This is a genomic window from Pedobacter sp. Leaf194 (genome assembly GCF_001423945.1).
Classification (GTDB): domain Bacteria; phylum Bacteroidota; class Bacteroidia; order Sphingobacteriales; family Sphingobacteriaceae; genus Pedobacter.
In genome coordinates this window covers 65,662-91,400 of sequence record NZ_LMPU01000014.1, presented here as the reverse complement: position 1 = coordinate 91,400, position 25,739 = coordinate 65,662, and the positions used below count along the sequence as shown (strand labels likewise).

25 protein-coding genes are annotated in these 25,739 nt (G+C 38.7%); 11 read left to right on the top strand and 14 right to left on the bottom strand.

The window, feature by feature from the left end:
* Positions 1-13 precede the first annotated feature (13 nt).
* The 7 genes from ASG14_RS19205 to ASG14_RS19175 all read right to left on the bottom strand — a co-directional run bounded on the left by ASG14_RS19205 (position 14) and on the right by ASG14_RS19175 (position 6,097).
* Positions 14-394, bottom strand: coding sequence for a hypothetical protein (locus ASG14_RS19205; RefSeq protein ID WP_056872699.1), 381 nt, complete (start codon positions 392-394; stop codon positions 14-16).
* 2 nt (positions 395-396) lie between these two features.
* Positions 397-1,629: an ABC transporter permease gene (locus tag ASG14_RS19200; protein WP_056872698.1), complete on the bottom strand. Its 1,233-nt coding sequence runs from the start codon at positions 1,627-1,629 to the stop codon at positions 397-399.
* Between the two features lie 98 nt (positions 1,630-1,727).
* Positions 1,728-2,366: an MBL fold metallo-hydrolase gene (locus tag ASG14_RS19195; RefSeq protein ID WP_056872697.1), complete on the bottom strand. Its 639-nt coding sequence runs from the start codon at positions 2,364-2,366 to the stop codon at positions 1,728-1,730.
* Positions 2,367-2,386: 20 nt separating this feature from the next.
* Positions 2,387-2,974, bottom strand: a complete 588-nt coding sequence (gldD, locus tag ASG14_RS19190) for a gliding motility lipoprotein GldD (protein WP_056872696.1) — start codon at positions 2,972-2,974, stop codon at positions 2,387-2,389.
* A gap of 52 nt (positions 2,975-3,026) precedes the next feature.
* Positions 3,027-3,776: a shikimate dehydrogenase gene (locus ASG14_RS19185; protein ID WP_056872695.1), complete on the bottom strand. Its 750-nt coding sequence runs from the start codon at positions 3,774-3,776 to the stop codon at positions 3,027-3,029.
* Positions 3,777-3,865: 89 nt separating this feature from the next.
* On the bottom strand, positions 3,866-4,633 hold the full coding sequence (locus ASG14_RS19180) for a phosphosulfolactate synthase (protein WP_056872694.1): 768 nt from the start codon (positions 4,631-4,633) through the stop codon (positions 3,866-3,868).
* A gap of 60 nt (positions 4,634-4,693) precedes the next feature.
* Positions 4,694-6,097 carry a tetratricopeptide repeat protein gene (locus ASG14_RS19175; RefSeq protein ID WP_056872693.1) on the bottom strand — a complete coding sequence of 468 codons (1,404 nt, stop codon included), beginning with the start codon at positions 6,095-6,097 and terminating at the stop codon, positions 4,694-4,696.
* Between the two features lie 250 nt (positions 6,098-6,347).
* Between ASG14_RS19175 and ASG14_RS19170 the strand changes: the two genes are divergently transcribed.
* Together ASG14_RS19170 and ASG14_RS19165 are read left to right on the top strand one after the other, a co-directional pair.
* Positions 6,348-6,806 (top strand): nuclear transport factor 2 family protein, encoded by a 459-nt coding sequence (locus ASG14_RS19170; protein WP_056872692.1) that lies wholly within the window; start codon positions 6,348-6,350, stop codon positions 6,804-6,806.
* A 43-nt stretch (positions 6,807-6,849) separates the two neighbouring features.
* Complete coding sequence (locus ASG14_RS19165) at positions 6,850-8,391, top strand: aldehyde dehydrogenase family protein (RefSeq protein ID WP_056872691.1); 1,542 nt, start codon at positions 6,850-6,852, stop codon at positions 8,389-8,391.
* Positions 8,392-8,506: 115 nt separating this feature from the next.
* On the opposite strand, the gene ASG14_RS19160 is transcribed toward ASG14_RS19165, so the two are convergent.
* A complete protein-coding gene (locus tag ASG14_RS19160) occupies positions 8,507-9,145 on the bottom strand; it encodes a GIN domain-containing protein (RefSeq protein WP_056872690.1) in 639 nt (212 codons plus the stop codon).
* A gap of 295 nt (positions 9,146-9,440) precedes the next feature.
* On the opposite strand from ASG14_RS19160, the gene ASG14_RS19155 reads away from it, so the two are divergent.
* The 6 genes from ASG14_RS19155 (at position 9,441) to ASG14_RS19130 (ending at position 15,129) form a co-directional block, all read left to right on the top strand.
* Entirely contained in the window at positions 9,441-12,236 is a 2,796-nt protein-coding gene (locus ASG14_RS19155) for an outer membrane beta-barrel family protein (RefSeq protein ID WP_056872689.1), read from the top strand.
* Positions 12,237-12,241: 5 nt separating this feature from the next.
* Positions 12,242-13,024, top strand: a complete 783-nt coding sequence (locus ASG14_RS19150) for a GLPGLI family protein (RefSeq protein WP_056872688.1) — start codon at positions 12,242-12,244, stop codon at positions 13,022-13,024.
* A gap of 47 nt (positions 13,025-13,071) precedes the next feature.
* Positions 13,072-13,641 (top strand): Crp/Fnr family transcriptional regulator, encoded by a 570-nt coding sequence (locus ASG14_RS19145; protein WP_056872687.1) that lies wholly within the window; start codon positions 13,072-13,074, stop codon positions 13,639-13,641.
* A gap of 60 nt (positions 13,642-13,701) precedes the next feature.
* Positions 13,702-14,352: a tRNA (guanosine(46)-N7)-methyltransferase TrmB gene (gene trmB / locus ASG14_RS19140; protein ID WP_056872686.1), complete on the top strand. Its 651-nt coding sequence runs from the start codon at positions 13,702-13,704 to the stop codon at positions 14,350-14,352.
* A complete protein-coding gene (locus ASG14_RS19135; RefSeq protein ID WP_056872685.1) occupies positions 14,352-14,681 on the top strand; it encodes an MGMT family protein in 330 nt (109 codons plus the stop codon). The genes trmB and ASG14_RS19135 overlap by 1 nt, the downstream gene beginning before the upstream one ends.
* A gap of 94 nt (positions 14,682-14,775) precedes the next feature.
* A complete protein-coding gene (locus ASG14_RS19130; RefSeq protein WP_056872684.1) occupies positions 14,776-15,129 on the top strand; it encodes a carboxymuconolactone decarboxylase family protein in 354 nt (117 codons plus the stop codon).
* 45 nt (positions 15,130-15,174) lie between these two features.
* On the opposite strand, the gene ASG14_RS19125 is transcribed toward ASG14_RS19130, so the two are convergent.
* Positions 15,175-15,855 (bottom strand): hypothetical protein, encoded by a 681-nt coding sequence (locus ASG14_RS19125; RefSeq protein WP_056872683.1) that lies wholly within the window; start codon positions 15,853-15,855, stop codon positions 15,175-15,177.
* Positions 15,856-16,006: 151 nt separating this feature from the next.
* On the opposite strand from ASG14_RS19125, the gene polA reads away from it, so the two are divergent.
* The 3 genes from polA to ASG14_RS19110 all read left to right on the top strand — a co-directional run bounded on the left by polA (position 16,007) and on the right by ASG14_RS19110 (position 20,130).
* Entirely contained in the window at positions 16,007-18,826 is a 2,820-nt protein-coding gene (polA, locus tag ASG14_RS19120) for a DNA polymerase I (RefSeq protein ID WP_056872682.1), read from the top strand.
* Between the two features lies 1 nt (position 18,827).
* The gene (locus ASG14_RS19115; protein ID WP_056872681.1) at positions 18,828-19,700 is read left to right on the top strand and encodes an energy transducer TonB; all 873 of its coding nucleotides are present in this window, start codon (positions 18,828-18,830) and stop codon (positions 19,698-19,700) included.
* 94 nt (positions 19,701-19,794) lie between these two features.
* On the top strand, positions 19,795-20,130 hold the full coding sequence (locus ASG14_RS19110) for a hypothetical protein (protein ID WP_056872680.1): 336 nt from the start codon (positions 19,795-19,797) through the stop codon (positions 20,128-20,130).
* Positions 20,131-20,181: 51 nt separating this feature from the next.
* On the opposite strand, the gene ASG14_RS19105 is transcribed toward ASG14_RS19110, so the two are convergent.
* The 5 genes from ASG14_RS19105 to ASG14_RS19085 all read right to left on the bottom strand — a co-directional run bounded on the left by ASG14_RS19105 (position 20,182) and on the right by ASG14_RS19085 (position 25,120).
* Positions 20,182-20,859 (bottom strand): metal-dependent hydrolase, encoded by a 678-nt coding sequence (locus tag ASG14_RS19105; RefSeq protein ID WP_056872679.1) that lies wholly within the window; start codon positions 20,857-20,859, stop codon positions 20,182-20,184.
* A 62-nt stretch (positions 20,860-20,921) separates the two neighbouring features.
* The gene (locus ASG14_RS19100) at positions 20,922-21,227 is read right to left on the bottom strand and encodes a YbaB/EbfC family nucleoid-associated protein (protein ID WP_056872678.1); all 306 of its coding nucleotides are present in this window, start codon (positions 21,225-21,227) and stop codon (positions 20,922-20,924) included.
* A 122-nt stretch (positions 21,228-21,349) separates the two neighbouring features.
* On the bottom strand, positions 21,350-22,579 hold the full coding sequence (locus ASG14_RS19095) for a serine hydrolase (protein ID WP_056872677.1): 1,230 nt from the start codon (positions 22,577-22,579) through the stop codon (positions 21,350-21,352).
* 67 nt (positions 22,580-22,646) lie between these two features.
* The gene (locus ASG14_RS19090) at positions 22,647-23,198 is read right to left on the bottom strand and encodes a cupin domain-containing protein (protein ID WP_056872676.1); all 552 of its coding nucleotides are present in this window, start codon (positions 23,196-23,198) and stop codon (positions 22,647-22,649) included.
* A gap of 143 nt (positions 23,199-23,341) precedes the next feature.
* Entirely contained in the window at positions 23,342-25,120 is a 1,779-nt protein-coding gene (locus ASG14_RS19085) for a DUF885 family protein (RefSeq protein ID WP_056872675.1), read from the bottom strand.
* Positions 25,121-25,739 lie beyond the last annotated feature (619 nt).

Here is a 25,739-nt window from a genome sequence, read left to right as displayed (position 1 = left end):
TTAATGTTCGCAGCTACTGTGCGCAAGGTCCATCGGGTATCTCCTTACTAATTTTTACCACTTTGGTAACCACTAAAGTCGAATCAAAATCGGCGGCGACGGTAGCGGTGTCTGATTTCGCGAAATAACCTTCCAGTTCTACATAAACGGGCTCGTATGGCTTTTCAAAATTTAAGTTGCTATAAGAAAGTTCAAGATTTTTAACACTATCGGTAACCCAGTATTCGCGGCCGTCTTCGCAAAGCGTAAATGATTTCATTTCCGGACCAAAGCTATACAATCCCTTCACCGTTTTAATTTTACTCGCCTCTACTTGTTTCTCCGACCTGTTACAAGCGGTAAGGGCCACGCCGAAAAGCATAACAAATACTGTTGCTTGTTTAAATAAATTCATTTTTATAGTGCTTGATTAATTTGATCTATCTTCTTTACGCTAAATTTAGATGACAAAGCAGATGCCAAAAATGAGAAAATCCCGACGGTTACAAAAACTAATATGAAATCTTTCCACTTTAGCCCTATTGGATAGGAACTTATAACCGTTTTATTTTCTTCACCCATTTTAATTAGGCCATAATTATGTTGTAAGAAGTAAAAAATAAGGCCGATTATGAGTCCAAGGACACAGCCAGACATCGTAATCATCATCCCTTCCAACAAAAATATGCGTTTAATTAACTTTTTGCTAGCGCCCAAACTGCTTAAAATGGCAATGTCTTTCACCTTATCAATAACGAGCATTGTTAAAGAACCAATGATATTAAATATAGCGATTATCAGGATAAAAGTTAAAATGATGTAAACCGCCCACTTTTCGGTGTTAAGAAGGTGGTATATCGATTTGTTTTGTTCCATCCTGTTTTTAATCGAGTAACCCGGGCCAGCATGTTCCTCAAGTTCTTTCTTAAAATCATCAACATTTACGTTTGGTTGTAAATTAATTTCGATGGAGGAAACATTTTTTTCTTCGCCCAAAAGTTCTCTGGCAAAATCTAAAGGAACAACAATTCCATTATCAAACTCTTGCTGCACTTCAAAAACCCCGCTCACTCTTATGCTTTTATTCACAAAATCGTCAGCCGGATTTATATTGTTTACAGCAATGTTCTTCTTTGGTGAGAATATCTCAAGTTCTGTAAACGGATCGACGGTGTTTACTGTTAAATAACTTTGTAGTGCAGATCCTATTACTGCACTATAACCACTTTTGTTGTTTAAAACGAAGCGGCCCTCTCTAATGGTACTATCTAGCTTAGGGTTTTTCAAATAATCGTAGCTTACGCCCTTAACCATGCCAACCGCTTGCTTATTGTTGTACTTTAACAAGGCATTTTCTTGCAGCACCTCAGTGTAAGAGTAAACCTTAGTATTGTTTTTTAAGTCGTTAAAATACCTGGTGTCAGGATTAAAGGTTTTTCCTTTTGCAGGAAGAATTGCTAATTCCGGCGTCATGGTATTAAACATGTTTAGGATGGTAACCTCGAGGCCGTTGAATATAGAAAGGATAATAATTAAGGCTGCACTGCCAACCATAACGCCAACCATAGAAATGCCCGAAATAAGGTTAATGGCATTTGTAGATTTCTTAGCAAATAAATACCTTTTGGCAATATACAGAGGTGTGTTCACGGGTTAAAGATAAGGGAAAATATGAGATGGAAAACCGATGATTTAATAGCGCAACTAAGTTAAAAATGCCTCAGCTTGTTACCCACCTTATATTAACATTAAAAGAAGGGATTATGTTCTCGTTCAAAGCCGATTGTAGTTGCAGGGCCATGTCCGGGATAAACCTTTACGCCATCGGGCAATGGGAAAAGTTTGGTTTTAATGTTCTCAATTAACTGTTGATGATTGCCCCCCGGCAAATCTGTACGGCCAATACTTCCATAAAACAGCACGTCGCCGCCAATTAAAATACCATCTGCCTTGCTATAAAAACATAAATGAGCCGGAGAATGGCCTGGCGCAAAAATTAGTTCCAGCTCGCTGTTCCCAAATTGAATGGTGCCTGTTTCGGGCAAAAAGGTTTCCGGCTCCGGAGAAAGCTCGTAATGTGTCAAGCCCATTTGAGGCGCATAACCTGGCACAGCCTGAAGTACCTGTAATTCCCCCTGATGAAACTGAGGTTTTAAACCCCAGGTATCGAAAACAAATTTATTCCCAAAAACATGGTCGAGGTGACAGTGGGTATTTAAAAGTAAAACCGGTTTAAGTTCATTTTCCTTAACAAAAGCTACAATTTCGTTCTGTTCTGCTCCCTCATACATACCCGGATCTATGATTACACATTCTTTTGTTTCATCGGATAAAATGTAAGTGTTTTCGCTATAAGCGTTGAACGTAAATTTTTTTATGCTAATCATTTGTAGTTAAATTCAAGATATTATTTTTTCCATTTAAAAGTCGATATCATCCTGTCAATATCTTTTTTGATGAATTTTAGAACAGGCTCAATCGAATCGTATTGTGGCCGCTCGTTAAAGTAAAGTGCTCCTCTAAAGTAATGCTTCGTGCTGTCGGTTAAAAAAAACTGAACGGATGAGGCCGTATTACCTTCAATAGCATAATATATGCCATAAACTTTCCTATCAGGATAGTTAATTAATTTCTGGTCGATAGCACTTGCTTTTATAGTATGCTTAAATGCAAGTTTTCTGGCGTCTTCAACCATTTCATCGTAGGCCGCTTTATCGGCAACATCGTAATAAGTTAAATGCAAATATCCGTTAAACTGAGTAAAGTGCAGATTATACCAGTTTTCTTCAGCGTTTTTACTCTTATCGGCTTCCATTTTAGCATAAACCGGATATTGGAAACTAAATGGCGCTGAAGAGCTAAATTCCCGGTATTTCTTTTCAGGGTAAACAATGCGGAAATACCCTCGTGGTTTCGGACTATAATCGTTATTTTGGCAAGCAGCTACACACAAGAGAAGCAGCACAGGTAGAAAAAACAGATACTTCATTTTCATTTCGCTTCTTTGTTAGTTTTATAGTTAAACGCCGGTGAAACTTTTACGGCAATTAGCCGATATTATTCCAGATACACCATGCCTTTTCAGCTTGTTTGTAAAGCATTTCCAAGCCATTTTTAACATCAGCGCCCTGCAATTTCGCCTTGGTTAAGAAAGCTGTTTCCAATGGGTTATAAACCAAATCATACGCCAGATATTCATCATTTAAAATGGAATAATCTATTTCTGGGTGCGTATTCACATTCGGCAACATTCCAAGTGGCGTTGTATTAATCAGTAGCTTGTGGCGCTTTAATATTTCGCTCGAAATTTCGCTGTATAAAATGGCTTTTGGCGTTGGTTTACGTACCACAACCAAATATTCTATACCCAACTTTTCCAAAACATATTTCACAGCTTTCGCGGCACCACCATCACCAAAAACCAGCGCTTTAGTGTGTTGCGATTTAAGCAAAGGTTTCAAAGAAGCCTCAAACCCATAAGCATCCGTATTATATCCTTTCAAATAGGTTTCGCCATCGAAATTTTTAATTGATATGCAGTTTACGGCGCCAATCTTTTCTGCCGCTTCTTCAATTTCATTTAAATAGCACAGAACGTTTACTTTATGCGGAATGGTTACATTTAGTCCGCAAAGCGATGGAGTTGCCACTAATAAATCGGGCAGCGACTTAATATTTTCGATGGGGAAAAGCTCATATTGATGGTCTTTAATGCCTTCGCTTATAAACTTTTCGGTAAAATATTTTTTGGAAAAGGAGTGAGAAAGCGGATAACCAATTAAGCCGTAAGTTTTCATTTTGCTGTTTTACGATAAAACGAGGCACAAGGAAATCTTTTCAAAGAGATTTAGAGATTGCTTTGTGCTTCGCGATAACGAGTTTTTGATTATTTTGCTAAGTTCAGGAAATGATCAAATGTGTCTCCACGTAATCCTAAACGAATTGTTTCCAAAGGAATAACTTCTGCGGGGGCAATGTTACCCAGGTTAACATTTGTGCCGATTAATTTAATAAACCAAACCTGCTGTTCTTTTTGTGGCGCTTCCCAGATAATACTTTCTTCGGGAATTTGCGTTAAAATTTCATCAACCAAGCCTTCTCTAACTTCTCCGCTGCCTCGGTAAATTCCAACATTTCCACCCTCTCGAGCTTCGGCAATAACCTTCCACGAGCCAGCTTCCATTTCAGCTTTCATTAATTTAATCCATTTGTATGGGGCAAAAATTTTAGCTGCATCTTTACTTCCAACCTCCGAAATTACGGTTACCTGCTTCGAAAGTTTACTGATAAACTCGCATTTTAAATCGTGTTCAATTTCAATGGAGCCATCAGATACTTCTGCATACTCCATTCCATATTGGTCTAAAACACGCTGGTAATCGTCAAACTGATTGCGGATAATGAATGCTTCGAACAATGTTCCGCCAAAATATGTTGGAATGCCCGCACTTTTATATAAAGCTAATTTTTCTTTAAGGTTTGGTGTAACATGTGATGTTGCCCAACCTAATTTTACGATGTCTGTGTATACGCCGGCAACTTCAATAAAATCTTCCACCTGGCGAAGGCTTAATCCCTTATCCATAACCATTGTATAGCCTTTTTGGCGTGGTTTAGCCGGACGTTCGGGAACGTTTAATAATGGGTAATTCATATGGGTACAAAAGTGAAAAAAAATTTGAGATTTATTTGTTAAATTTTTCTCACAAGGCTTTTACCTGATATATCGGTTTATGACATTAATAATGGCGCTGTTATCCTGCAATTGTGGAAGGTATTCAAACAAGATATAATGTTTATCAGGGTCGGTTGTTAAAGCCGTTTCCAAATACCCAAGGGCATCTGCGTAGCTGCCAAGGGCAAATAAATAAGCAACCATTCTGTAATAAAGCTCTGCAGCTTCCGGATTATTTTTTATTGCTTCGGCCATCGTTTCCGATGCCTCCAAAAGTTTTCCTTGCTCGTAAAGAACAGTGCTAAAATCCAGCCAGGCTTCTATATCAAGCGGGTTATACTCCAAAACTTTCTCATAAGCAATTATAGATTCTTCTATTTGATTGAGCTTATAATGCGCATCGGCCATTGCAAACCAAAAATCAGGATTCTCTCCTTCTAAATCGATTGCCTTTTTATAAAAATGTAACGATTCGAAGTAACGTTCTTCATGGTTTAAGGTAACACCAATTCCGAACCAGGCATCGGCCATTTTCGGATCCATCTTTACCGATTTTTTGTAATAAGAACGGGCCTCATCCATTTTTTCTAACTTTTCGTAGCACTCGCCAATTGCACAATAAGTATCGGCATTAGGCTGTTCGTACTCAAAAGTCTGTTTATAAACCTCTATCGCCTCGTCATATTTATCTAACTGAACCAGGGCATTACCTTTGTTAAAATAGGCAGAGCTAAAATCTTCCTTAATTAAGATGGCGTAATCATAAGCATCAATTGCTTTTTCAAATAAATTAAGCTTATGGAAACTGTTGCCTAAGTTGTACCATGCAGCGTAAGAATATGGATCGGTATCAATGTATTGTTGATAAAATTTGATGCTTTCTTCCTGCTTATCTAAAACATCATAACAAAAAGCCAGTTCGTATAGCCCGTCCTGGTTTTCCATGTTTTGCTCCAAACTCATTTTTATATAAGTAATGGCACTTTCGTAGTCAGACATGCTTTGGTAAACGTATGCTATCTGCAAAAGAATTTCATCGGTACTCTCTGCCAGGCCCAGGGCTTTCTCATAATTCTCCAAAGCTTCACTAAACCGTTCGGTATTTTGATAAATGTTGCCACGAAGCAGGTAAATATCAGGCTCTGATGGTTCTAAAAGTTCGGCCTTTTGCAGCGCTAAAAATGCAAGCTCATTGTTATTTGTTAAAATAAATAAATGCGCTTGTTTAATTAAAAAAACGGTGGCATAAGGGTGTTGACTAACTGCATAATCAACTACCTGTAAGGCTTTTACCGGGTCATTTTTTTCGATGTAAAAATCAACAATGTATTCAAAAGCGCCTGCATCGAAAAAATACTGGTCCTTATTCCGGATCATTTCTTCGTAACGTTCTACTGAGCGTTGAGCATCTTCATTGGATTCAAAAAAGAATTCTTCTTCCATATCGTTATACTATTAAAGAACCGTGCCATTTAGCAGAAAAACACATTATAAGTTTACAATATTTACCAATGTGGTTAAAAAATAATTATTAACATTGATTGTTTATTTCGATGTAAATCGTTGAAAATAAACGCTATCGATTAAGTATCTATGTGTGAATAATCAAAAATATTACGCTTCGGCGCAGTTCCTTTTCCCTTCTTCTACAAAAATAACATAAATTTATATTAACAACCGTAATACATGAGTCATGAAAAAAGTAGTCATTTTGGCGCTGGTATGTGCATTTTTTAGTAAAACAGTTATGGCGCAAAACAGGGATGAAGATGCTGTTAAACAGGCTGTAAATAATCTTTTTCTGGGGATGAAAAATGGCGACAGCACATTAGCTGCTTCGGCATTTGCAACAAAAAGTATTTTGCAAACCATTGTTAGTAAAGAAGGTAAAAACTTAGTGAAAGCGGAGCCCGTTAGCGAATTTCTAAAGTTTATTGGTACGCCGCACAGCCAGAAATATGATGAAAGGATTGTTTTTACAAAGATATTGATAGATGGACCGCTGGCGAGCGTATGGACGGATTACAAATTTTATGTCGATGAAAAATTTAGTCACTGCGGCGTGAATTCTTTTCAGCTTGTTAAGGGCGATAAAGGTTGGCAAATCGTTTATATTATCGATACCAGAAGAAAAGACCAATGTAAATCATAGCTTTGAAATTAAAGTAGATGAAAATTTAACGTGTAAATAGAGTATGAAAACAGATATTCAATCGATATTAAATACATTAGGAATTGACCGTATTAACCCGGCTTTTAGCACCGGAAGTGAATGGGGTGGCACTGCAAATGGCGAGGTTATCGATAGCTTTTCTCCAGTTGATGGAAGCAAGATAGCAACGGTGAAAGTTACAACTGCGGCCGATTATAATTCTGTTGTTGAAAAAGCACATGACGCTTTTATTTTCTGGAGAACGGTACCATCACCGAAGAGAGGCGAAATTGTTAGGCAGCTGGGCGATGCGCTGCGTAGTGATAAGGAAGCATTGGGCACATTGGTTTCGTATGAAATGGGTAAGAGTCTGCAGGAAGGTTTTGGTGAAGTACAGGAGATGATCGACATCTGTGATTTCGCTGTTGGCTTATCCCGGCAACTGTACGGGCTAACCATGCACAGCGAGCGCCCAAGTCACCGCATGTACGAACAATGGCACCCGCTCGGAATTGTTGGCATTATATCGGCTTTCAATTTTCCCGTTGCCGTTTGGAGTTGGAATGCAGCATTGGCATTGGTTTGCGGAAATGTGTGCATCTGGAAACCATCAGAAAAAACGCCTTTAACCGGAATCGCCTGTCAAAAAATTATAGCCGGAGTTTTAGCAACAAATGATATCCCTGAGGGTGTATCTAACCTGATAATCGGAAACAGCACTATTGGCGAACTAATGACTAATGATAGCCGGATACCGCTAATATCTGCAACAGGATCTACGAGAATGGGCAAAGCTGTTGGTGCAGCTGTTGGTGCACGGTTAGGCAAAAGCTTACTGGAATTGGGAGGCAACAATGCAATCATAATCTCAGAACATGCAGATTTAGACATGAGCTTAATAGGCGCAGTTTTTGGCGCCGTTGGTACCGCCGGACAGCGATGTACTTCTACCCGCAGATTAATTATTCACGAAAGTGTATATGATTCTTTTCAGGCTAAACTGATTAAAGCTTACGGGCAGTTGAGAATCGGCGACCCGCTGGATCAGAATAATCATGTTGGTCCTTTGATAGACAAAGACGCAGTTGCTGCTTACCTTAGTTCGATTGAAAAGTGTAAAGCCGAAGGTGGAAATTTTGTTGTTGAGGGCGGTGTTTTACAAGGTGAAAATTATGAAAGTGGTTGCTATGTTAAACCGTGTATTGCCGAAGTAGAAAATAATTTCAAAATCGTTCAGCATGAAACATTTGCACCGATTTTATACTTGATAAAATATAAAACCCTTGATGAAGCAATCGCTTTACAAAACGGCGTTCCTCAAGGACTATCTTCCGCAATTATGACACTAAATCTGCGTGAGGCAGAACAGTTTTTATCAAATCAGGGTTCTGATTGCGGCATAGCAAACGTTAACATTGGCACGTCTGGTGCAGAAATTGGTGGCGCTTTTGGTGGTGAAAAGGAAACGGGTGGTGGCAGAGAAAGTGGTTCTGATGCCTGGAGAGCTTATATGCGCAGACAAACCAACACCATCAACTATTCGCATACATTGCCACTGGCTCAAGGTATAAAGTTCGATTTGTAGGTGCACCTGTAATTATTCTTGAACTAATAACGAATTGTTTACCATGCAAAAAACGGTGAAGGAATCGCTCCTTCACCGTCATCATTAACTAAAACTAAACTATGTATGTAGATTATTAGAAAAGTTTTTCTAATAAGTCGATTTTTAAATCTTCGTAGCGAGATAAGTTACGGGCATAATCTGCTGTTCTTGCAATGCTTATGTTCGCATTTTCTGAAGCAAACTCATCCATTTTCAACTTAGCTTCGTTACCCAAAACCGCAACATGGTTTTCTGTCGTTCCTTCTAAATTCAAATTTGTTCCATCGTTAATTGTTGTGATTAAATTAACTGTATTTGCATTAATACTTGCCGATGCGCTATCTCTTAAAACGACTTTAAGGTCTAATAAATTGAATTTTCCAGCGGTCGCAACTGACGATGTGTTCGAGGCTTCTATGGATGAAATATTGTTAACATGCGCAATTATAGTTAAAACATCTTTGCTGAAAGAACTGATGCGTAACTCTGTACCTTGTTGCTGTACCAATGCATTGTGCTCATAATATTTATCGAAAACTTCGATACTTTCTTTCTCATCCTGAATGAGAATCAATTTTACGTTTCCACTCACTGCAATTTTTGTGATGTTTTTTACTTGTGTCAAAGCGGTATAGCTTACATTATTTTCTGTAGCTGATGCTGATGTTGTTGCGCTGCTTAAAGCAACTATTGTTAAAGCGGCAACGAATAAGTTTTTGATAGAATTTTTCATGATTTTAATATTTTTATGTTGTGAATCTTTTTTCTTTAACCCTGCTAATTAGGTTGTTTTGAATATAAGACGACAACATTTACAAAACGTTTCAGCCAATACCGCTGTATTATACCATTAACCAGAAATTATAGACGAACGCCCGTAATATCTATACCAAACAGCACCTGTCTGCCTGGTTAATTAGCAAAGGGATTATGTAGATGTTAAACCAACATAACAAATCTGTTAAATTTTGTTAATGCGTGTTTAAACTAAAATATTAGTTTTATCTTAGTCAGATAAACTAACATCTATGAAACGATTATTACTCTCGATGTGCTTTCTGGTTTTTTATATTTTATCTGCTGAAGCACAAAGTTTACACACAATTAAAGGTCGCGTTATCGATACGGCCTCAACAACAATTTTAGGGAATACCTCTGTTTCCCTGCTAAACGCAAAAGACTCTACCATGGTAAAGTTTACAAGGGCGTTGGAAAATGGCTCATTCGAGCTGGGCAATATCCGAAACGGGAAATACATCTTGTTAGTGTCTTATCCGAAATACGCTGATTTCGTTGATCACTTTACGCTCGATTCATCTAAAAAAGACATCGATTATGGAAAAATCAACCTCACAGGAAAGGCCCAAATTTTAGCAGATGTGTTAATTAAAGGTAACCGCTCTGCAATAAAAATTAAAGGCGATACAACCGAATTCGATCCGCAGGCCTATAATATAGAACCGAACTCAAAGGTAGAAGATTTGATTAAGCAGTTTCCGGGGATAGAGGTTGATAAAGACGGAAAAATTACAGCCCAAGGCCAAAAAAATGTGAAGGTTTTGGTTGATGGCGAAGAGTTTTTTGGCGATGACCCAACCCTTGTTACGAAGAATATCAGGGCAGATATGGTAGATAAGGTTCAACTTTATGACAAAAAGAGCGACCAGGCGACTTTTACCGGAGTAGATGACGGAGAAAAAACCAAAACCCTGAACATAAAGCTGAAAGAAAATGCTAAAAATGGTTATTTCGGTAAGGTTCTGGCCGGCGTAGGTACCGACGATTTTTATCAGGGCCAGGTTATGTTTAATAAGTTTGCGGGTAAAAAGAAATTCTCTGCCTACGGCATTTTAGGCAACAACGGCCAGGTTGGTTTAGGTTGGGAAGATAGTCAGAAATATGGCTCATCTGGTGGCGCAACCGTTAGCGATGATGGGGGAATTTATTTCACCAGCGGTGGAGACGACTTCGATTCGTGGGGCGGGCAATACAGCGGACAGGGTATTCCGGTTGCCAGAACTGGTGGCCTACACTTCGATAATAAATGGAATAACGATAAGGAAACCTTAAATACGAATTATAAAATCGGCTCTTTAAGGGTATCTGGTGATAGAAATACCATTAGCCAAAATAACCTCTCTACTGGCATCATCAACAATACCTCCAATCAAAATTTTGACAATGACGCGTTCAGGCAGAAATTAGATGCCATGTATGAAATTAAACTTGATTCGACCTTAACTTTGAAGGTAAACGTTGATGGAACCTTAAAGCACAGTACAACTTTTCAGGATTATTCGACATTAAGCACCCGTGGAGATAACAGTTTACTAAACACCAGCGCCAGAACGTTGACAAATGATGGCGACGATAAGATTTTCAATATTAATGCTTTCTTAACCAAAAGGTTAAAGAAAAAAGGTCGCACATTGTCACTTAATTTAAGTCAATCGGTTACCGACAGCAAAACGGAAGGGTACCTTAATTCTAAGAATAGTTTTTTCAATACTACAGGAAGTGCCGATAGTACGGTAAATGTAGATCAGTATAAGGTTAACAACATTACCAATAATGTTTTTAAATCGAATCTGGCTTACACAGAACCTATTTCTAAAACGTTAACGCTTGTGTTAAATTACGGACTTAATTTAATTAATGGCCGGTCAGACAGACAATCTTTTAATCAATCGGTACCCGGCAGATACGATATTTTCGATACGCAGTTTAGTAATGACTATCAGTTAGATCAGGTTATTAACCAGGGAGGCGCAACTTTTAACTATAAAAAAGGTAAAACGGTTGTTAATATTGGCTCTAAATTTAGCGATGTAGACTTTAAGCAGGAAGATTTGTACAACAATAAAACCTACAACCGCAATTTTGTAAATTACATGCCACAAGCCATGTATCAGTATAATTTTTCTCAGCAAAAATCTTTTAGGTTTAATTATAACGGAAGTACAAACCAACCATCATTAGATCAGATTCAACCCATAAGAGTAAATACAGATCCTTTAAATATTACGCTTGGTAATCCGGATTTGAGACCATCGTTTAGAAGCAACTTTAATGCGAGTTATAATTCTTACAAAGTGCTAAGCAGTCAATCCATTTACGTTAGTGGCTTCTACAGTTTTACATCAAATCCAATAGTGAGCGATGTTAACACCGATGCTGCGGGTAAAAGCACTTACAGGGCTGTAAACTTGTCTGGCAAAACGCCGTCAAACTTCAGTGTTTATTCAAGCATCAGCAGAAAGATTAAAGGCATTGATTTACAAACCGGACTCGGCTTTAATATGAATGGCAACACTTCTTATAATTACATAAATAGTGTTTTAAATGAAACAAAAAATATGACTTATAACCCAACGTTGAACATCTCAAAATATAAAGAAAAGCAGTATAACTTTTACGCATACTTTGGGCCAAGTTATACCACTACAGAAGCATCTGTACAGCGGGCATTTAACAGCAACGGCTGGGGCGCTATGGGTTATTTTTCGGGCAATGTTCAATTACCAGGCAAGTTCGAAATATCTACAGACGGCCAGTATACTTACAGGGGCAAAACTCAGGCCTTTAATGAATCTTTTACCCAGTTTTTATGGAATGCAACGGTTAGTAAAAAGTTCTTCAAATCTCAAAATTTAAAAACATCCATTACAGGATTTGATTTACTTAATCAAAACCAGGGCTTCAATCGCTCAGCCTCTAACGGTAACATTACTCAAAGCACGTACACAACTATCAGACGATATTTTATGTTCTCAGTTAGCTGGGATTTCAGTAAAATGGGCGGCGGCGTTAAACCTCAAAACTAAAAACCATGAAAAAGACGTTAAAACTTATAATCATTTGTACAATAATTTTTATAACTAATCATTGTTTCGCACAAAATGTACATTTCGTAAAAAATGGCATTATCGAATTCGAAAAAAGATCGAACATGTATGCGCTTATCAAGAAGCGGATAAATACCCGCAACGAAACTTACATGCAGCAAGCTTTTGATGCTTATAAAAAAAATAACCCTCAGTTTAAATCTGCAAAAAGCACTTTAAAATTTAATAGCGATAAGGGCTTGTATAAATTCGAAGAAGAAGCTGTTCCTGCAAATAACAACTGGCTAAACAGCAATCCGATTGCCGATTTAAAAAACATTATCGCAACCGATTTTAAAACTGAAACGAGTACAACACAGAAAAGCGTTTATGAGGCAACTTATTTAGTTAAGGATAGTATCCGAAAAATTAACTGGAAAATTACCGATGAAACCAGAGATATTGCCGGCTACGAATGCCGCAGGGCAAATGCGATTATAATGGATTCTGTTTATGTTGTGGCTTATTATAGCAATCAAATCGCAGTTTCAGGCGGGCCAGAATCTTTTGCAGGTTTGCCGGGCATGATACTAGGTTTGGCTTTACCACATGAAAACATTACCTGGTTCGCTACAAAGGTAACAGAGGTAACCGTGCCTGAAAAGGAACTGCTGCCACCTACAAAAGGCAAACCTGTTGATAACGCTGGTTTGAAAAAGGTTTTAACTGCGGCCATGAAAGATTGGGGTGAATATGCTCAGCCAGATTTGAAAGCTTTTTCGCTCTAAATTGCCTTGTTGAAATTATGTTTAATTTCGCGTAATTTCACAGTGCAATGTATCAGCCACTTTTTAATCATATTGAAAGATTTATAGATTTAAGTAATGATGACCATGAAATACTGGAACCATTACTTAAATCTTTTTCAGTAAAAAAGAAGACTTTGCTATTAGAACAAGGGCAAATCTGCCGGGCAAATTACTTTGTTGTTAAAGGCTGTTTGAGGTTGTATTTTATTGATATCAAAGGTGTTGAGCAAACCACTCAGTTTGCTATCGAAAATTGGTGGATTACCGATTTGACCAGTTTTTTGTTTCAAAATGCCTCTGATTTTTTTATACAGGCGGCAGAAAATACCGAAATAATTGCGATTGAACAGCAAGATTATGAACGCATTTTTAGTCGGTTGCCGAAAATGGAAAGGTATTTCAGATTGGTCTTGCAGAAAAACCATCAGGCATCTCAAAGAAGGATAATGTTTTTGTACAGCTTTACAGCCGAAGAAAGATACCACCATTTTAATGGCTTGTTTCCTGAATTTGTACAAAGGATTCCACAATATATGCTTGCTTCTTATTTGGGCTTTACGCCAGAATTTTTAAGTAAAATACGAGCTAAGCGATAATTCCTGCCAAGAAAATTAACCGGAAGCCAATTAAATCTTACTTTTGCTGAAAAAAAACTTTTGGGTAAAGATAAACTTAGACGATTTGCAGAGATAGAAACATTTGCAAACGTGTATCAATTAGAAGAAGGAAAGCCATTGCAGGGTAAATGGGCTGAAGAAAACTTTAAAAACAACAATCCTGTTGTGCTCGAACTTGCTTGCGGAAAGGGCGAGTATTCGGTTAATTTAGCCAGCTTGTTTCCGGAAAAAAACTTTATTGGTGTAGATTATAAAGGCAATAGAATTTGGCGTGGTGCAAAAACGGCTATTGAAGATGGCATAAACAATGTTGCTTTTTTAAGAATTCAGATAGAGAATTTGCTGGATTATTTTGGGGAAGGTGAAATAGATGAAATCTGGATTACGTTTCCTGATCCGCAACCGCAAATTAGCAGGGAGAAAAAGCGCTTAACTTTTCCAGCTTTTTTAAATAAGTACAAACACATTTTAAAGCCGGGCGGATGCGTAAACTTAAAAACAGATAACGACCAGCTCTACAGTTACACCTGTGAAAAAGTGGAAGAATTAGGTTTAAAAGTTCATAAAAATACCGACCATTTATACACGTCGGCGCTTGTAGATGATGTCCTCTCTATAAAAACGTATTACGAAAAAAAATATTTACTCAACGATAAAAACATAAACTACATCCAATTTTCATTCGAGTAATGAATACCACTTTTTACGAACAGGTTTATGAAATTGCCAGGCTTATTCCATTAGGAAGGGTAACTTCTTATGGTGCTATTGCCAAAAGCTTAGGCGCAGCCAAATCATCACGCATGGTTGGTCATGCGATGCTTTATGCTGGTATGGCACACCCTAAGGTGCCTGCGCACCGGGTTGTAAATAGTAGCGGACTATTAACTGGCAAATTTCATTTTAATCCGCCAGAACGTATGGAAAACTTACTAGCTAAGGAAGGTGTGGAAGTAAAAAATGATAAGGTTGTAAATTTTAAGAAAGTATTCTGGAATCCGATGGAGCTTGAAATTTAAGTTGCAGCACTTTATATGCTGCCTTCACAAATCATTCGGAATCGTAAATTCATGCTTTCAAATTCAGTAAAAAAATCATTCAACAATTAGTATTATGGGCAAATTAGTAGAAGAATTTAATGGCTATCGCGAAAAAATGAACGATAGGATAATGGAAACCGCCAACACAAACATTAAGCGGTTTTTTGCTTTAGATACCACATCCTATGCAGACGGGGCTTTAAATGTTAAAACAAAAGAGATGCTTGGTCTTGTTGCATCAATGGTTTTGCGTTGCGATGATTGCATAAAATATCACCTCGGCAAATGCCATGAAGCTGGCGTTGACACAAACGAAATGAACGAAATTTTTATGATAGCCAACCTGGTTGGTGGCAGCATTGTAATTCCGCATTATCGCAGAGCGGTAGAATATTGGGATGAATTGAACGAAACGACCGGTCTGTAAATTTAAATTTTTAGCAGGTTGATGTTCGTGTCAATCTTGCTAAATCTAAAATAATGGCTTGTTGTAGGCGTCTACCAGCTCGGTTACTTCTTTTGTATTAAGCGAGGTAGTTGCTTCAACCTGTTCTTTTACACTTGGCTTATCTCCAAGTTTTTGTAATAATATCGTTTTAACCTCTGCTTTTTTAGATTCGTCGGTTATTGCTTTAATCGGAATTTCCTGCAGCGGACCAGCGCCTGGTTTCTCAATAAAATACCGGATAACCGGCGCACCCGCCGGGCGCTCGGGCATGTTGCGGCCGCCGCCAATGCTAACGCCGCCGCCTAAGCCCATACCGCTGTATCCGCCAGTGCCTGCGCCAATCCCTATTGATGGACTAAACCTTACTCGTTTTTGCTTTTGAACGGGCATAAGTTTTTCGCCACCAAATGCGTATAAATTCACCTTACCAAGCGCCAGAACTTTCACAAACCGGTACTCCAGATTTTTCCCTGTTGCGAAACCTTTGCTCAAATAGGTGTTGCCATTCCAGAAGAAATTTTTAATGTCTTTTGCCGGTAAAACCATGTCAGTTTCATCGTTTGCACTAATTAAGACGGAAAAATAATCTGTCCCTTTTATTGTGCCGCGAAGTACCTCATCGTTATTTTTTACAATAAAATCCTGACACGAAGCGGTTTCGATACCGAATATAATTGCAATGAAGACCAGCAGGTAAACTCTCATGATAAACTTAATATTTAGGATAACGCAATTTTAATGCTTTTGGCACATCATTCCTAAAATTTCATGCGTTTTAGTTTCTTCAGATTAGTAACTTTGGTAAATTACAATGCTAGCAAATCTATTTGCTGGCTTTATAAATTTGCGGAATCAAATGAATAACAATAATAAAAAACTCTTTCTTTTAGATGGAATGGCGCTGATGTACCGGGCGCATTTTGCGCTGAGCAAAAATCCTCGGTTTACTTCCTCAGGCATTAATACATCAGCTGTAATGGGCTTTACCAACACATTACTTGATGTTTTGAAGAAAGAAAAACCAACACATATTGCAGTAGTTTTTGATACTGAAGCACCGACGGAACGTCACACCTCTTTCGAAGCATACAAAGCGCACCGGCAGGCAATGCCCGAAGATTTAGCTGCAGCCATGCCTTATGTGATTAAGTTGATAACAGGCTTTAATATTCCCGTAATTACTTCTGATGGTTACGAAGCCGACGACATTATTGGAACGTTGGCCAAGAAAGCCGAAGCAAAAGGCTATCAGGTTTACTGCATGACGCCAGATAAAGATTTTGCCCAGCTGGTTTCTGAAAACATATTTATTTACAAACCTGCACGCATGGGTAACGACATGGAAATTCTGGGCGTGAAGGAAGTTTTAGCCAAATGGGAAATTGAAAATGTATTGCAGGTTATAGATATTTTAGGCTTATGGGGTGATGCTGTAGACAACATTCCCGGCATTCCCGGCATCGGCGAAAAAACTGCGAAGCTTTTAATAAAGCAGTATGGTTCGATGGAAAATATCATTGCGAATGCCCACGAGTTAAAAGGAAAGCAACGTGAAAACGTGGAAAACTTTGCCGAGCAAGGCTTGCTTTCTAAAAAACTGGCAACAATTCTTCTTGATGTTCCGGTTGAATTGGATGAAGCCAGCCTCGAACTTTGCGATCCAAGTAAAGATTTATTAGAACCGCTCTTTACGGAATTAGAGTTTAGAACATTAGGCAGGCGGGTTTTTGGCGACGAGTTTTCGGTTACCACGGCCAAATTCCAGGAAGGTACACAAACTGATCTATTTGGCAATCATCCTGGCGAAACCATTCAGTATACAAATACGCTGGAGGAAGAGGAGCCTGCGGAAAAACTACCGCCAAAAACAATCGAAAATACCGAACATAATTATCAACTGATAGAAACTGCTCCGCAACGTGCAGAACTTATTAAATTATTACTAACTCAGAAAAGAATTTCGTTCGATACGGAAACTACCGGCACGGACGCAAACATGGCCGACCTGGTCGGCTTGTCATTTTCGATAAAACCTGGCGAAGGCTATTACATTCCGGTTCCCGAAAATAGGGATGAGGCGCAGGCAATTGTTGATGAATTTAGGCCGGTACTTGAAAATGAAGAAATTGAGAAAATAGGGCAGAATACCAAATACGACATTTTAGTTTTTAAATGGTATGGTCTACAAGTTAAAGGTAAACTATTTGATACCATGCTGGCGCACTACCTTATCGACCCCGATACCCGCCATGGAATGGATATTTTATCAGAAAATTACCTCGGTTACTCGCCAATTTCTATCACAAAACTGATTGGTCCGAAAGGTAAAAACCAAGGCACCATGCGTGATGTTCCTGTTATTGACGTGGTTGATTATGCGGCCGAAGATGCGGATGTTACTTTGCAGTTGGCGCATATATTTGAGCCAAAACTGAAAGAATTGAACGCTGCTAAACTTGCTCAAGAAATTGAAAACCCGCTGGTTTATGTTTTGGCCGATATTGAAAAAGAAGGCGTACGCATTGATATCGAAACCTTGAAGGCTTACTCCAAAGAGCTTGAAACCGATATCATTAAGTTCGAACAAAACGTTTATGATAAAGCCGGAATCAAGTTTAACCTGGCCTCGCCGAAGCAGCTTGGAGAGGTTTTATTTGATAAGTTGCAATTAGACCCAAAAGCAAAAAAAACCAAAACCGGCCAATATCAAACCGGCGAAGATGTGCTCCTGGCTTTAGCCAGCAAAAGTGATATCGTCCAGGATATATTAGATTTCCGCCAGCTGCAAAAGCTAAAGTCTACCTATGTTGATGCACTCCCGTTGATGGTAAATCCTAAAACCGGAAGAGTACATACCTCTTACAATCAGGCAGTTGCCGCAACCGGAAGGTTAAGTTCCAATAATCCGAACCTGCAAAATATTCCGATAAGAACAGAAAGAGGACGGGAAGTGCGAAAAGCATTTATCGCCAGAGATGAAAATCATATTCTTCTATCGGCCGATTATTCGCAGATAGAACTCCGGATCATTGCAGAAATTAGCAAAGAAGAAAATATGCTTGATGCTTTTAGTAAGGGAATTGACATACACACCGCCACGGCAGCAAAAGTTTATGGAATTGGTATTGACGAGGTTGACGGTACGCAGCGGAGAAATGCCAAGGCAGTGAACTTTGGTATTATTTATGGGCAGTCTGCATTCGGGTTGTCGCAGAATTTAGGCATTCCGCGTAAAGAAGCTGCGGAAATTATCGAACAATATTTTGCGCAGTACCCGGGAATAAAACGATACATGAGCGACACTATGAATTTTGCCCGTGAAAACGGATTTGTAGAAACCATTATGGGTAGGCGAAGGTATTTGCGAGACATTAATTCTGCGAACCAGACCGTAAGGGGTTTTGCTGAACGAAATGCCATCAATGCGCCAATACAAGGTTCTGCTGCCGATATGATAAAAATTGCCATGATAAACATTCATCAGGAAATGAAAGCGCAGGGACTAAAATCTACCATGACCATGCAGGTGCATGATGAGTTGGTTTTTGATGTTTTAAAGCCGGAGAAAGACATTATGAAAGCTATTATTCAAGACAAAATGGCTAATGCTATTAAATTAACTGTGCCGATTGTAGTCGAAATTGGCGAAGGCGATAACTGGTTGGCGGCACATTAATATGAAAAGAATTCTGTTTTTAGTTTTGAATCTGATTTCGCTGGTGGCTTTAGCACAACAGAGTGATACCTTGTACAGTTACACTAATATTGGTGGTAAAGAAGTAAAAAAGGAAAAAGCGGTGAACGTTTATAAAGTTTTTCGCAGAGATAGTACAAGCTGGGTAAAAACCACTTCCGATCATAATTTAATTATGCTCAAAAAGGAAACGTTTAAAGATTCCACCCTCAGCGTTTTAAATGGAAGTTACACAGAATATGCCAGCGGAAAAGTTAAGTTAAAAGGTTATTACATTAAAGGGAATAAAACCGGAGCCTGGCTTAGCTACGATACCGCCGGACGGGCAACGGAATCTGAAGTTTACATTATGGGTAAGCTGAACGGGCCTTACACCTCATATTGGCCTGCGGGAAATACCAAAGAAGAAGGTCGCTATGAAAATAGTAAACGTGCTGGTAATTGGAAATTTTATTACAAAGATGGTTCTATTGCTTCTGATGAAACGTACAATGATAGTTATAACTTGGTTGATAGCAGTTATTTCGATCCGAATCATAACCCAACCAGTAAAATTAAAATCATCAATCCACCGATGTTTCCGGGAGGGATGCCTGCATTTTATCAATTTTTAGGACGATCAATCAGGTATCCTACAGAGGCTGTCAAAAATCAAATTTCTGGTACGGTGTATTGTTCATTTGTAGTAGACACGGCTGGCAAACTTCAGGAAATTAAGGTTATTTCTTCTCCTCACTATAGTTTATCCGATGAAGCAATGCGGATACTTCGGTATTCACCGAAATGGATTCCAGCCTCTGTATTGGGTGATCCGGTAAGGGTGAGGTATAATGTTGCTATAAATTTTAAACTTTAGCATACTCACACCAATTTTTCTTATCTTCATTAAATCTTCATCCCGATTAATCAATTTTATATCAAATAAACGAGTAAAACAAAAAATTAAAAACATGAAAAAATTATTGAGTTTAATCGCAATCGCAGCATTTGGTTTAACTACAGCATTTGCTCAAACACCTGCAACTATGGCTCCGGCTAAAAAAGTTGTTAAAAAAGAAGTAAAAACCACAACTGCTCCAGTAAAAGCTGGTGCTAAACAAGAGGCTAAAAAGGTTGCGACTAAAACAACTACTACGGCATCAAAGGTAAAAGCAGATGGAACGCCCGATATGCGTTTTAAGGATAATAAAATGAAGGCAGTTACTAAGGTTGCTGGTCCGACTAAGAAAGACGGAACTGCAGATATGAGGTACAAAGCAAATAAAGCTGCCGCTAAAAAGAACTAGGTTTAGGTTTAATAATTGAAAGGGTTCCAGATGAAAATCGGAACCCTTTTTTTATATACCTATCGTTTCGCCAATTTTTGGCAGTAATAGTGTTTTGTTTTCACGTTTAAACTTTGCAACGGCATCGTCTGAATCAATGCTTATTGGCGGGAAGGTGTTGTAGTGTACGCCAATAACCTTATTGCAATCGATATATTTGGCCGCAATAACGGCATCATCTACGCCCATTGTGTAATGGCCGCCGATTGGTAAGATTGCATAATCTAAGTTGTACAATTCGGCTAATAATTTCATTTCGAGTGTTAAGGCAGTATCTCCGGCAAAATAAACTTGCTTACCCGCCAATGTGAGCACAAAACCAGCTGGATTTCCTCCATAACTACCATCCGGATTTGAGCTGCTGTGTACGGCCCACACGGTACGTAATTTTCCAAACGAAAGTTCCTGGGTTCCAAAATTGATATCGGTAACTTTTTCTACACCCTGTTCCTTAATCCATTTTGCAACTTCTACCATCGCAATTACTTCGGCGTTTGTTTGCTTGGCCAGTTCAACCAGGTCCGCAACGTGGTCGCCATGGCCGTGACTAATTAAAATATAATCAGCTTCTATTTTAGAAGTATCGATGTCTTTGGCTAAAGGGTTTTGCTTTATAAAGGGGTCAAAAAGAAATTTCTTGCCATCAGCTTCAATTAAAAAGCACGATTGGCCGTAGTAGGTAAATTTCATATCCAGTTGATTTATTTTTATGAGTGATGATTCTTGATTAATTTTTTATGGTGAAAGTTGCCTTATTGGCCAAACATACCACCGAGCCCACCAAGCATATCTTTTGCTGAGGCCTGCATCTCTGTTGAACTAACTTCTTCAGCATTGGCAAGTGCCTTATTAATCGCTGTTAGCAGTAATTCTTCCAGTTCTTCTTTATCTGCATTTTTCAAGAAATCCTCATCAATTGCAACACCCGTAATGGCCTTGTTTGCCGTCGCAGTTATTTTAATGGCGCCGTTTTCTACCTCGCCAAAAACCGAAATGGTATCTAAACGTTTCTTAATCTCTTCGGCCTTCTGCTGTGCCGCGAATAATTTATCGAACATACTTTTGTATTTATTATAAAAACGAATTTAAGCTAAATTGTTTTTCAGAATGCCGTTTTTGTGTAAATGAAATGCAAGGAAAAAATAAAAAAAAAGCCTCGAGCATAGTTCGAGGCTTTCATTTAATCTTCGTCACTGCCAGGCAAGCTGCCATTTCCATGGTATGCGCCTTTTCTTATTATCGGCATATTTAAATGTTTGTACAAATCATCAAGATGCATCAAGCTTCCGTTTGTTAAATTTCCAAGGAAAATAACAACTATGTTTTTATCTAAATCCCGGACATAAATATGGCGAAAACCGTGCCACCAGCCTGTATGATAAACGACTTTGTCCATCTTTTCGCCGTCGAACATTCTCCAGCCATAACCATAGTTAAAGTGACCGTTAACGGGTTTGTTCCGGCCAACATAAGATGAATCGGTACTTTGTTTATTTATAAAACGATTGCTTTTGAGGTATTTGTCGTATAAAACCAAATCGTGTACGGTGCTATAAATTCCTTTGTCGCCAACCGGTCCATCCAAAAAGTTTTGCGCTACCGAGTATTTCCACGTCCGGTCATGACCAACAACATCAACCGGGACTTTTTCATATTCTGTAGTGCTGTAAACATGCGTATGTTTCATTCCTGCAGGTTTGAAAATGTGTTCCATCATGTATTGTGAGTAACGCTGGCCGGTAACTTTCTCAATGATTGCTCCCAATACCATAAAGTTAGAGTTATTGTAGTGAAAACGGTTATCTGGTTTTACATAAGGATTCGGCTTGCGCTCGGCGATTATATCCATTACCTCCTGGTTGGTAACTCCTTTTTTCATGTTGCGCTTTTCTTTGCGCCAAATATCATCTATAAAATAAACATAATTCATCATCCCGCTGCGGTGCGTTAAAAGCAATTTCACAGTAATTCCATCATAAGGAAAATTAGGGAAGAATTTTTTTACATCATCATTTAAAGATAGCTTTTTCGCTTCAACCAGTTGCATAATTGCTGTTCCGGTGAATGTTTTGGTGATAGAAGCAAGCTCAAATTCTGAATTAATTTTTAAGCTGTCGCGATGCAGATAATCTGCCCAACCAATTGCTTTTTCGTACAGAATTTTACCATCTTTCGCAACCAGCATATTGCCATTAAAGCCATATTTTTTGTGCAGATTATCTACAAAATCGGCTATCCATTTATCGCCCTTAGTCGGATTGTAAACCAGTAAAAGGCTGTCGGCTTTGTCATCATCTTTAGTTCTGATTTTTGCATCGGCGGCTTTTTTTTCTTCGGATTTTTTACTGTTACAAGCGGTTAAAAGAGTTAAGGAGATGGCAATTGCCGGAATTATATATTTAAAATTCATTTATTCAGGTAGACTAAATTTAAAACCTGAAAATTAAAGAATTTTGAAGCCAAAAAAACAAAGAGTTTTAAACATTCTTACAATTTTTGTTGTACCAGCACTCAAATAAGTGGCCGTCGTTTCCATAAACCGGGTCGTTATCGGGCCGCTCCACTTTTGCAATATCTTCATCAGCTTCAGGCCGCTCTTCAGGCTTTCCATACCTCATGTTGTAATCCGAACCTTTGGGGTAGGCACCTAACACGGTAAAATCATCGCTGGCTCTTAGTCTTTTATGAGCAACACCAGCCGGAATCACAACCACATCACCCTTATCTAATTCAATACAAACACCATGTTCGCCGCCAAACTGCACATCGGCAGTGCCACAAAAAACCCCCATAACTTCATGCGTATTGCTGTGGTAATGATGGTAGTCGAAAATCCCGTCTACCCAGGTGTTCGAGTAGCCATTCTGTGCAAAAACAGTTTTAATCACCTCGATTTTATCATCAGGATGCAGCCTGAACGCTCCTTTGTAAATCATTAACGGGTAAACCGGGTTGTTTGGAAAGTTTCCGTTTTCTTCGATTGTATGGGAAACCAGGTATGCTTCCTGAATTAGTTTTTCTTTATCCATGATTAATGTGTTTCCTAATTAACAAAGTTATAAAGAAACAGTTTAAATTTAGTTTGATACCAGGTACGCACACCCGAGCAGAATTTAGCATGGGGCCCGCCAGCTATTTTAACCGGCAGGCTTATACTTATTTTTGATATAACTTACTTTTGGGTATCTGCCCAAGCATTCATTTTGGCTTCAAAAACAGATAAAGGCAACGAGCCGTCTCTCAGTACTTCGGTATGAAAAGCAGCTAATTTAAATTTCTGGCCTAACGCTTTTTCATATTTTGCTCTTAGTTCCCGTATTTTCATAGCACCGGTTTTATAGCCTAAAGCCTGTGCTGGAATGCCCATGTAGCGTTCTATTTCGGCTGTGGCACCTTCGGTACTTATGGCTTCATTATCGGTCATATATTTTATTGCGTCTTCTCTTGTCATGTTTTTAGCATGGATGGCAACATCGACCACCAATCGAACTGCCCGGTGCATTTCATCTCCTAGAGCGCCCATGTGCTGATAGGGATCTTGGTAAAGACCTAATTCTTTACCTAAGGATTCGCAGTATAATGCCCAACCCTCTACATATGCATTATGGCCCCCAAAGCGGCGAAAGTTAGGAAGAGGGGTATTTTCCTGTGTCAGGGAGATTTGGTAATGATGTCCGGGAATGGCTTCATGCAAAAACAGGGATTCCATTCCTGATGTCGTGTTGAAAGTTTTTGCATCTAAAATCGGAACGTAGAAAATGCCTGGTCGCTTTCCATCTGCCGATCCCTGATTGTACTCTGCACTCGCCGACGCCGCCCGGAATGCTTCCGTTTGTCGGATTTCAAAAGGTGTTTTAGGCTCTTTTTCAAACATCTTTTTCAAATTTGGTTTCATTCGCTGATGAATATCTTCAAAGGCTGCCAATATCTCTTGAGGTGTTTTGTAAGGCATAAACTTTTTATCCGTTTTCATGTATTCGAAAAAAGCTTTCAAATCGCCTTTAAATCCGACCAGATTTTTAATGCTATCCATTTCGCCTTTTATCCTGGCAACCTCTTTCAAGCCTGTCTGGTAAATTTCTTCTGGGGTCTTGTTTGTTGTGGTTTGTTGCCTAACCAAATAAGCATACCATTCGGCGCCGCCTGGTAAAGCCGAATAACCAGATGTCGACCTTGCTTTTGGCAAATATTCATCTTTTAAGTAGTCGCCAAGTTTTTTATAAGTCGGAATAATTACCTCCATTATCGCTTTGCGGTAATCTGCTGTTATTTTCTGTTTCTCTGTTGGCGAGAATGAAGCGGGAATCAGTTTAACAGGGCCGTAGAAAAGGCTTTGCTCGGGCTTAGCAACAACCATGCTTTGCATTTGTGGAATCATTTTCGACACTAAAGCCTTTGGCAGTACATAGCCTGCACTGGCGCCTTTTTTAAAATTGCCGATGGCGGTATCCGCCCAAACAGCAAATGCGTTGGCACGTTTTAGCCAATCATCATAGTTTTTAATTGTTTTAAATGGCTGTGCACCAGTTCCGGAACCTAGCTGGCCAAAAGTTAAGGGCAAAGCAAACATCTGATTGAATGGGAAATATTCAGTATGATATTTGAATCCTTCGAGATTCATATCAATCTGGTCTTTCATGTAATCGAAAGAAAGTTTGTTGTTTCGGTCAAGACTTTCTCTGTCGTACAGCTTCAAGCTATCTAAATACCGCTCATTGAAGCTTTTATTGGAAGCGATATAAGCTTGGGAGCCATCATTCGGAAGCAAATCATTATAGCGTTCATCACCAATGTAGGTGGCAGAAATTGGACTCAGTTTTAATCCATCTTGGTAATAGGTTTCGCACATTGAAGCGAATTTTTTATCTGCATCTGTGCCATTAGCTTTATCGCTTTGTTTACAAGCTGCAAATGCAGTTGCGGCTATTGCCAAAAAAAATAGTTTCTTCATCTGGTTTGGTTTAGGTTCTAATCAAAAATAGTAAAATTTGATGGATTGCTGTTATCCCGGCAGATGAAGGAGATTCACACAGATTTTAAACAAAAATATACTCTTAGGATATCGGTTCAAATTTATCTGATATCTGCGTAAATCAGCGGGAATTTTAAGCTTAGTGTTACGCGAACAGTTTTTATTTTCCCGCAGATAAAAAAGATTCACGCGAATTTTTTGTTAATAATTTAGTTTAGGGATCTGGACATCAATTCTTATCTGCGATATCTGCGTAAATCAGCGGGAGTTTTTTAGGCTTAGTACGATGCGAACAGTTTTAATTTTTCCGCAGAAAAAAAAGATTCACGCGAATTTTTTGTTGATAATCTAGTTTATGGATTTGGGCATCAATTCTTGTCTGCAATATCTGCGTAAATCAGCGGGAGTTTTTTAGGCTTAGTACGATGCGAACAGTTTTTATTTTTCCGCAGATAACAAAGATTCACACGAATTTTTTGTTAATAATCTAGTTTAGGGATTTGGACCTCAATTCTTGTCTGCGATAGCTGCGTAAATCAGCGGGAGTTTTTTAGGCTTAGTGTATGCGAACAGTTTTTTATTTTCCCGCAGATCAATA

Excerpts from the sequence above, each read along its gene's own strand:
- ASG14_RS19090 (WP_056872676.1), bottom strand. The coding sequence starts at position 23,198 with ATGGATAAAGAAAAACTAATTCAGGAAGCATACCTGGTTTCCCATACA.
- ASG14_RS19125 (WP_056872683.1), bottom strand. The coding sequence starts at position 15,855 with ATGAGAGTTTACCTGCTGGTCTTCATTGCAATTATATTCGGTATCGAA.
- ASG14_RS19085 (WP_056872675.1), bottom strand. The coding sequence starts at position 25,120 with ATGAAGAAACTATTTTTTTTGGCAATAGCCGCAACTGCATTTGCAGCT.
- polA (WP_056872682.1), top strand. The coding sequence starts at position 16,007 with ATGAATAACAATAATAAAAAACTCTTTCTTTTAGATGGAATGGCGCTG.
- ASG14_RS19095 (WP_056872677.1), bottom strand. The coding sequence starts at position 22,579 with ATGAATTTTAAATATATAATTCCGGCAATTGCCATCTCCTTAACTCTT.
- ASG14_RS19170 (WP_056872692.1), top strand. The coding sequence starts at position 6,348 with ATGAAAAAAGTAGTCATTTTGGCGCTGGTATGTGCATTTTTTAGTAAA.
- ASG14_RS19155 (WP_056872689.1), top strand. The coding sequence starts at position 9,441 with ATGAAACGATTATTACTCTCGATGTGCTTTCTGGTTTTTTATATTTTA.
- ASG14_RS19115 (WP_056872681.1), top strand. The coding sequence starts at position 18,828 with ATGAAAAGAATTCTGTTTTTAGTTTTGAATCTGATTTCGCTGGTGGCT.
- ASG14_RS19180 (WP_056872694.1), bottom strand. The coding sequence starts at position 4,633 with ATGAATTACCCATTATTAAACGTTCCCGAACGTCCGGCTAAACCACGC.
- ASG14_RS19185 (WP_056872695.1), bottom strand. The coding sequence starts at position 3,776 with ATGAAAACTTACGGCTTAATTGGTTATCCGCTTTCTCACTCCTTTTCC.
- ASG14_RS19130 (WP_056872684.1), top strand. The coding sequence starts at position 14,776 with ATGGGCAAATTAGTAGAAGAATTTAATGGCTATCGCGAAAAAATGAAC.
- ASG14_RS19150 (WP_056872688.1), top strand. The coding sequence starts at position 12,242 with ATGAAAAAGACGTTAAAACTTATAATCATTTGTACAATAATTTTTATA.
- ASG14_RS19110 (WP_056872680.1), top strand. The coding sequence starts at position 19,795 with ATGAAAAAATTATTGAGTTTAATCGCAATCGCAGCATTTGGTTTAACT.
- ASG14_RS19165 (WP_056872691.1), top strand. The coding sequence starts at position 6,850 with ATGAAAACAGATATTCAATCGATATTAAATACATTAGGAATTGACCGT.
- ASG14_RS19195 (WP_056872697.1), bottom strand. The coding sequence starts at position 2,366 with ATGATTAGCATAAAAAAATTTACGTTCAACGCTTATAGCGAAAACACT.
- ASG14_RS19160 (WP_056872690.1), bottom strand. The coding sequence starts at position 9,145 with ATGAAAAATTCTATCAAAAACTTATTCGTTGCCGCTTTAACAATAGTT.
- ASG14_RS19105 (WP_056872679.1), bottom strand. The coding sequence starts at position 20,859 with ATGAAATTTACCTACTACGGCCAATCGTGCTTTTTAATTGAAGCTGAT.
- ASG14_RS19145 (WP_056872687.1), top strand. The coding sequence starts at position 13,072 with ATGTATCAGCCACTTTTTAATCATATTGAAAGATTTATAGATTTAAGT.
- ASG14_RS19205 (WP_056872699.1), bottom strand. The coding sequence starts at position 394 with ATGAATTTATTTAAACAAGCAACAGTATTTGTTATGCTTTTCGGCGTG.
- ASG14_RS19175 (WP_056872693.1), bottom strand. The coding sequence starts at position 6,097 with ATGGAAGAAGAATTCTTTTTTGAATCCAATGAAGATGCTCAACGCTCA.
- gldD (WP_056872696.1), bottom strand. The coding sequence starts at position 2,974 with ATGAAAATGAAGTATCTGTTTTTTCTACCTGTGCTGCTTCTCTTGTGT.
- ASG14_RS19135 (WP_056872685.1), top strand. The coding sequence starts at position 14,352 with ATGAATACCACTTTTTACGAACAGGTTTATGAAATTGCCAGGCTTATT.
- ASG14_RS19100 (WP_056872678.1), bottom strand. The coding sequence starts at position 21,227 with ATGTTCGATAAATTATTCGCGGCACAGCAGAAGGCCGAAGAGATTAAG.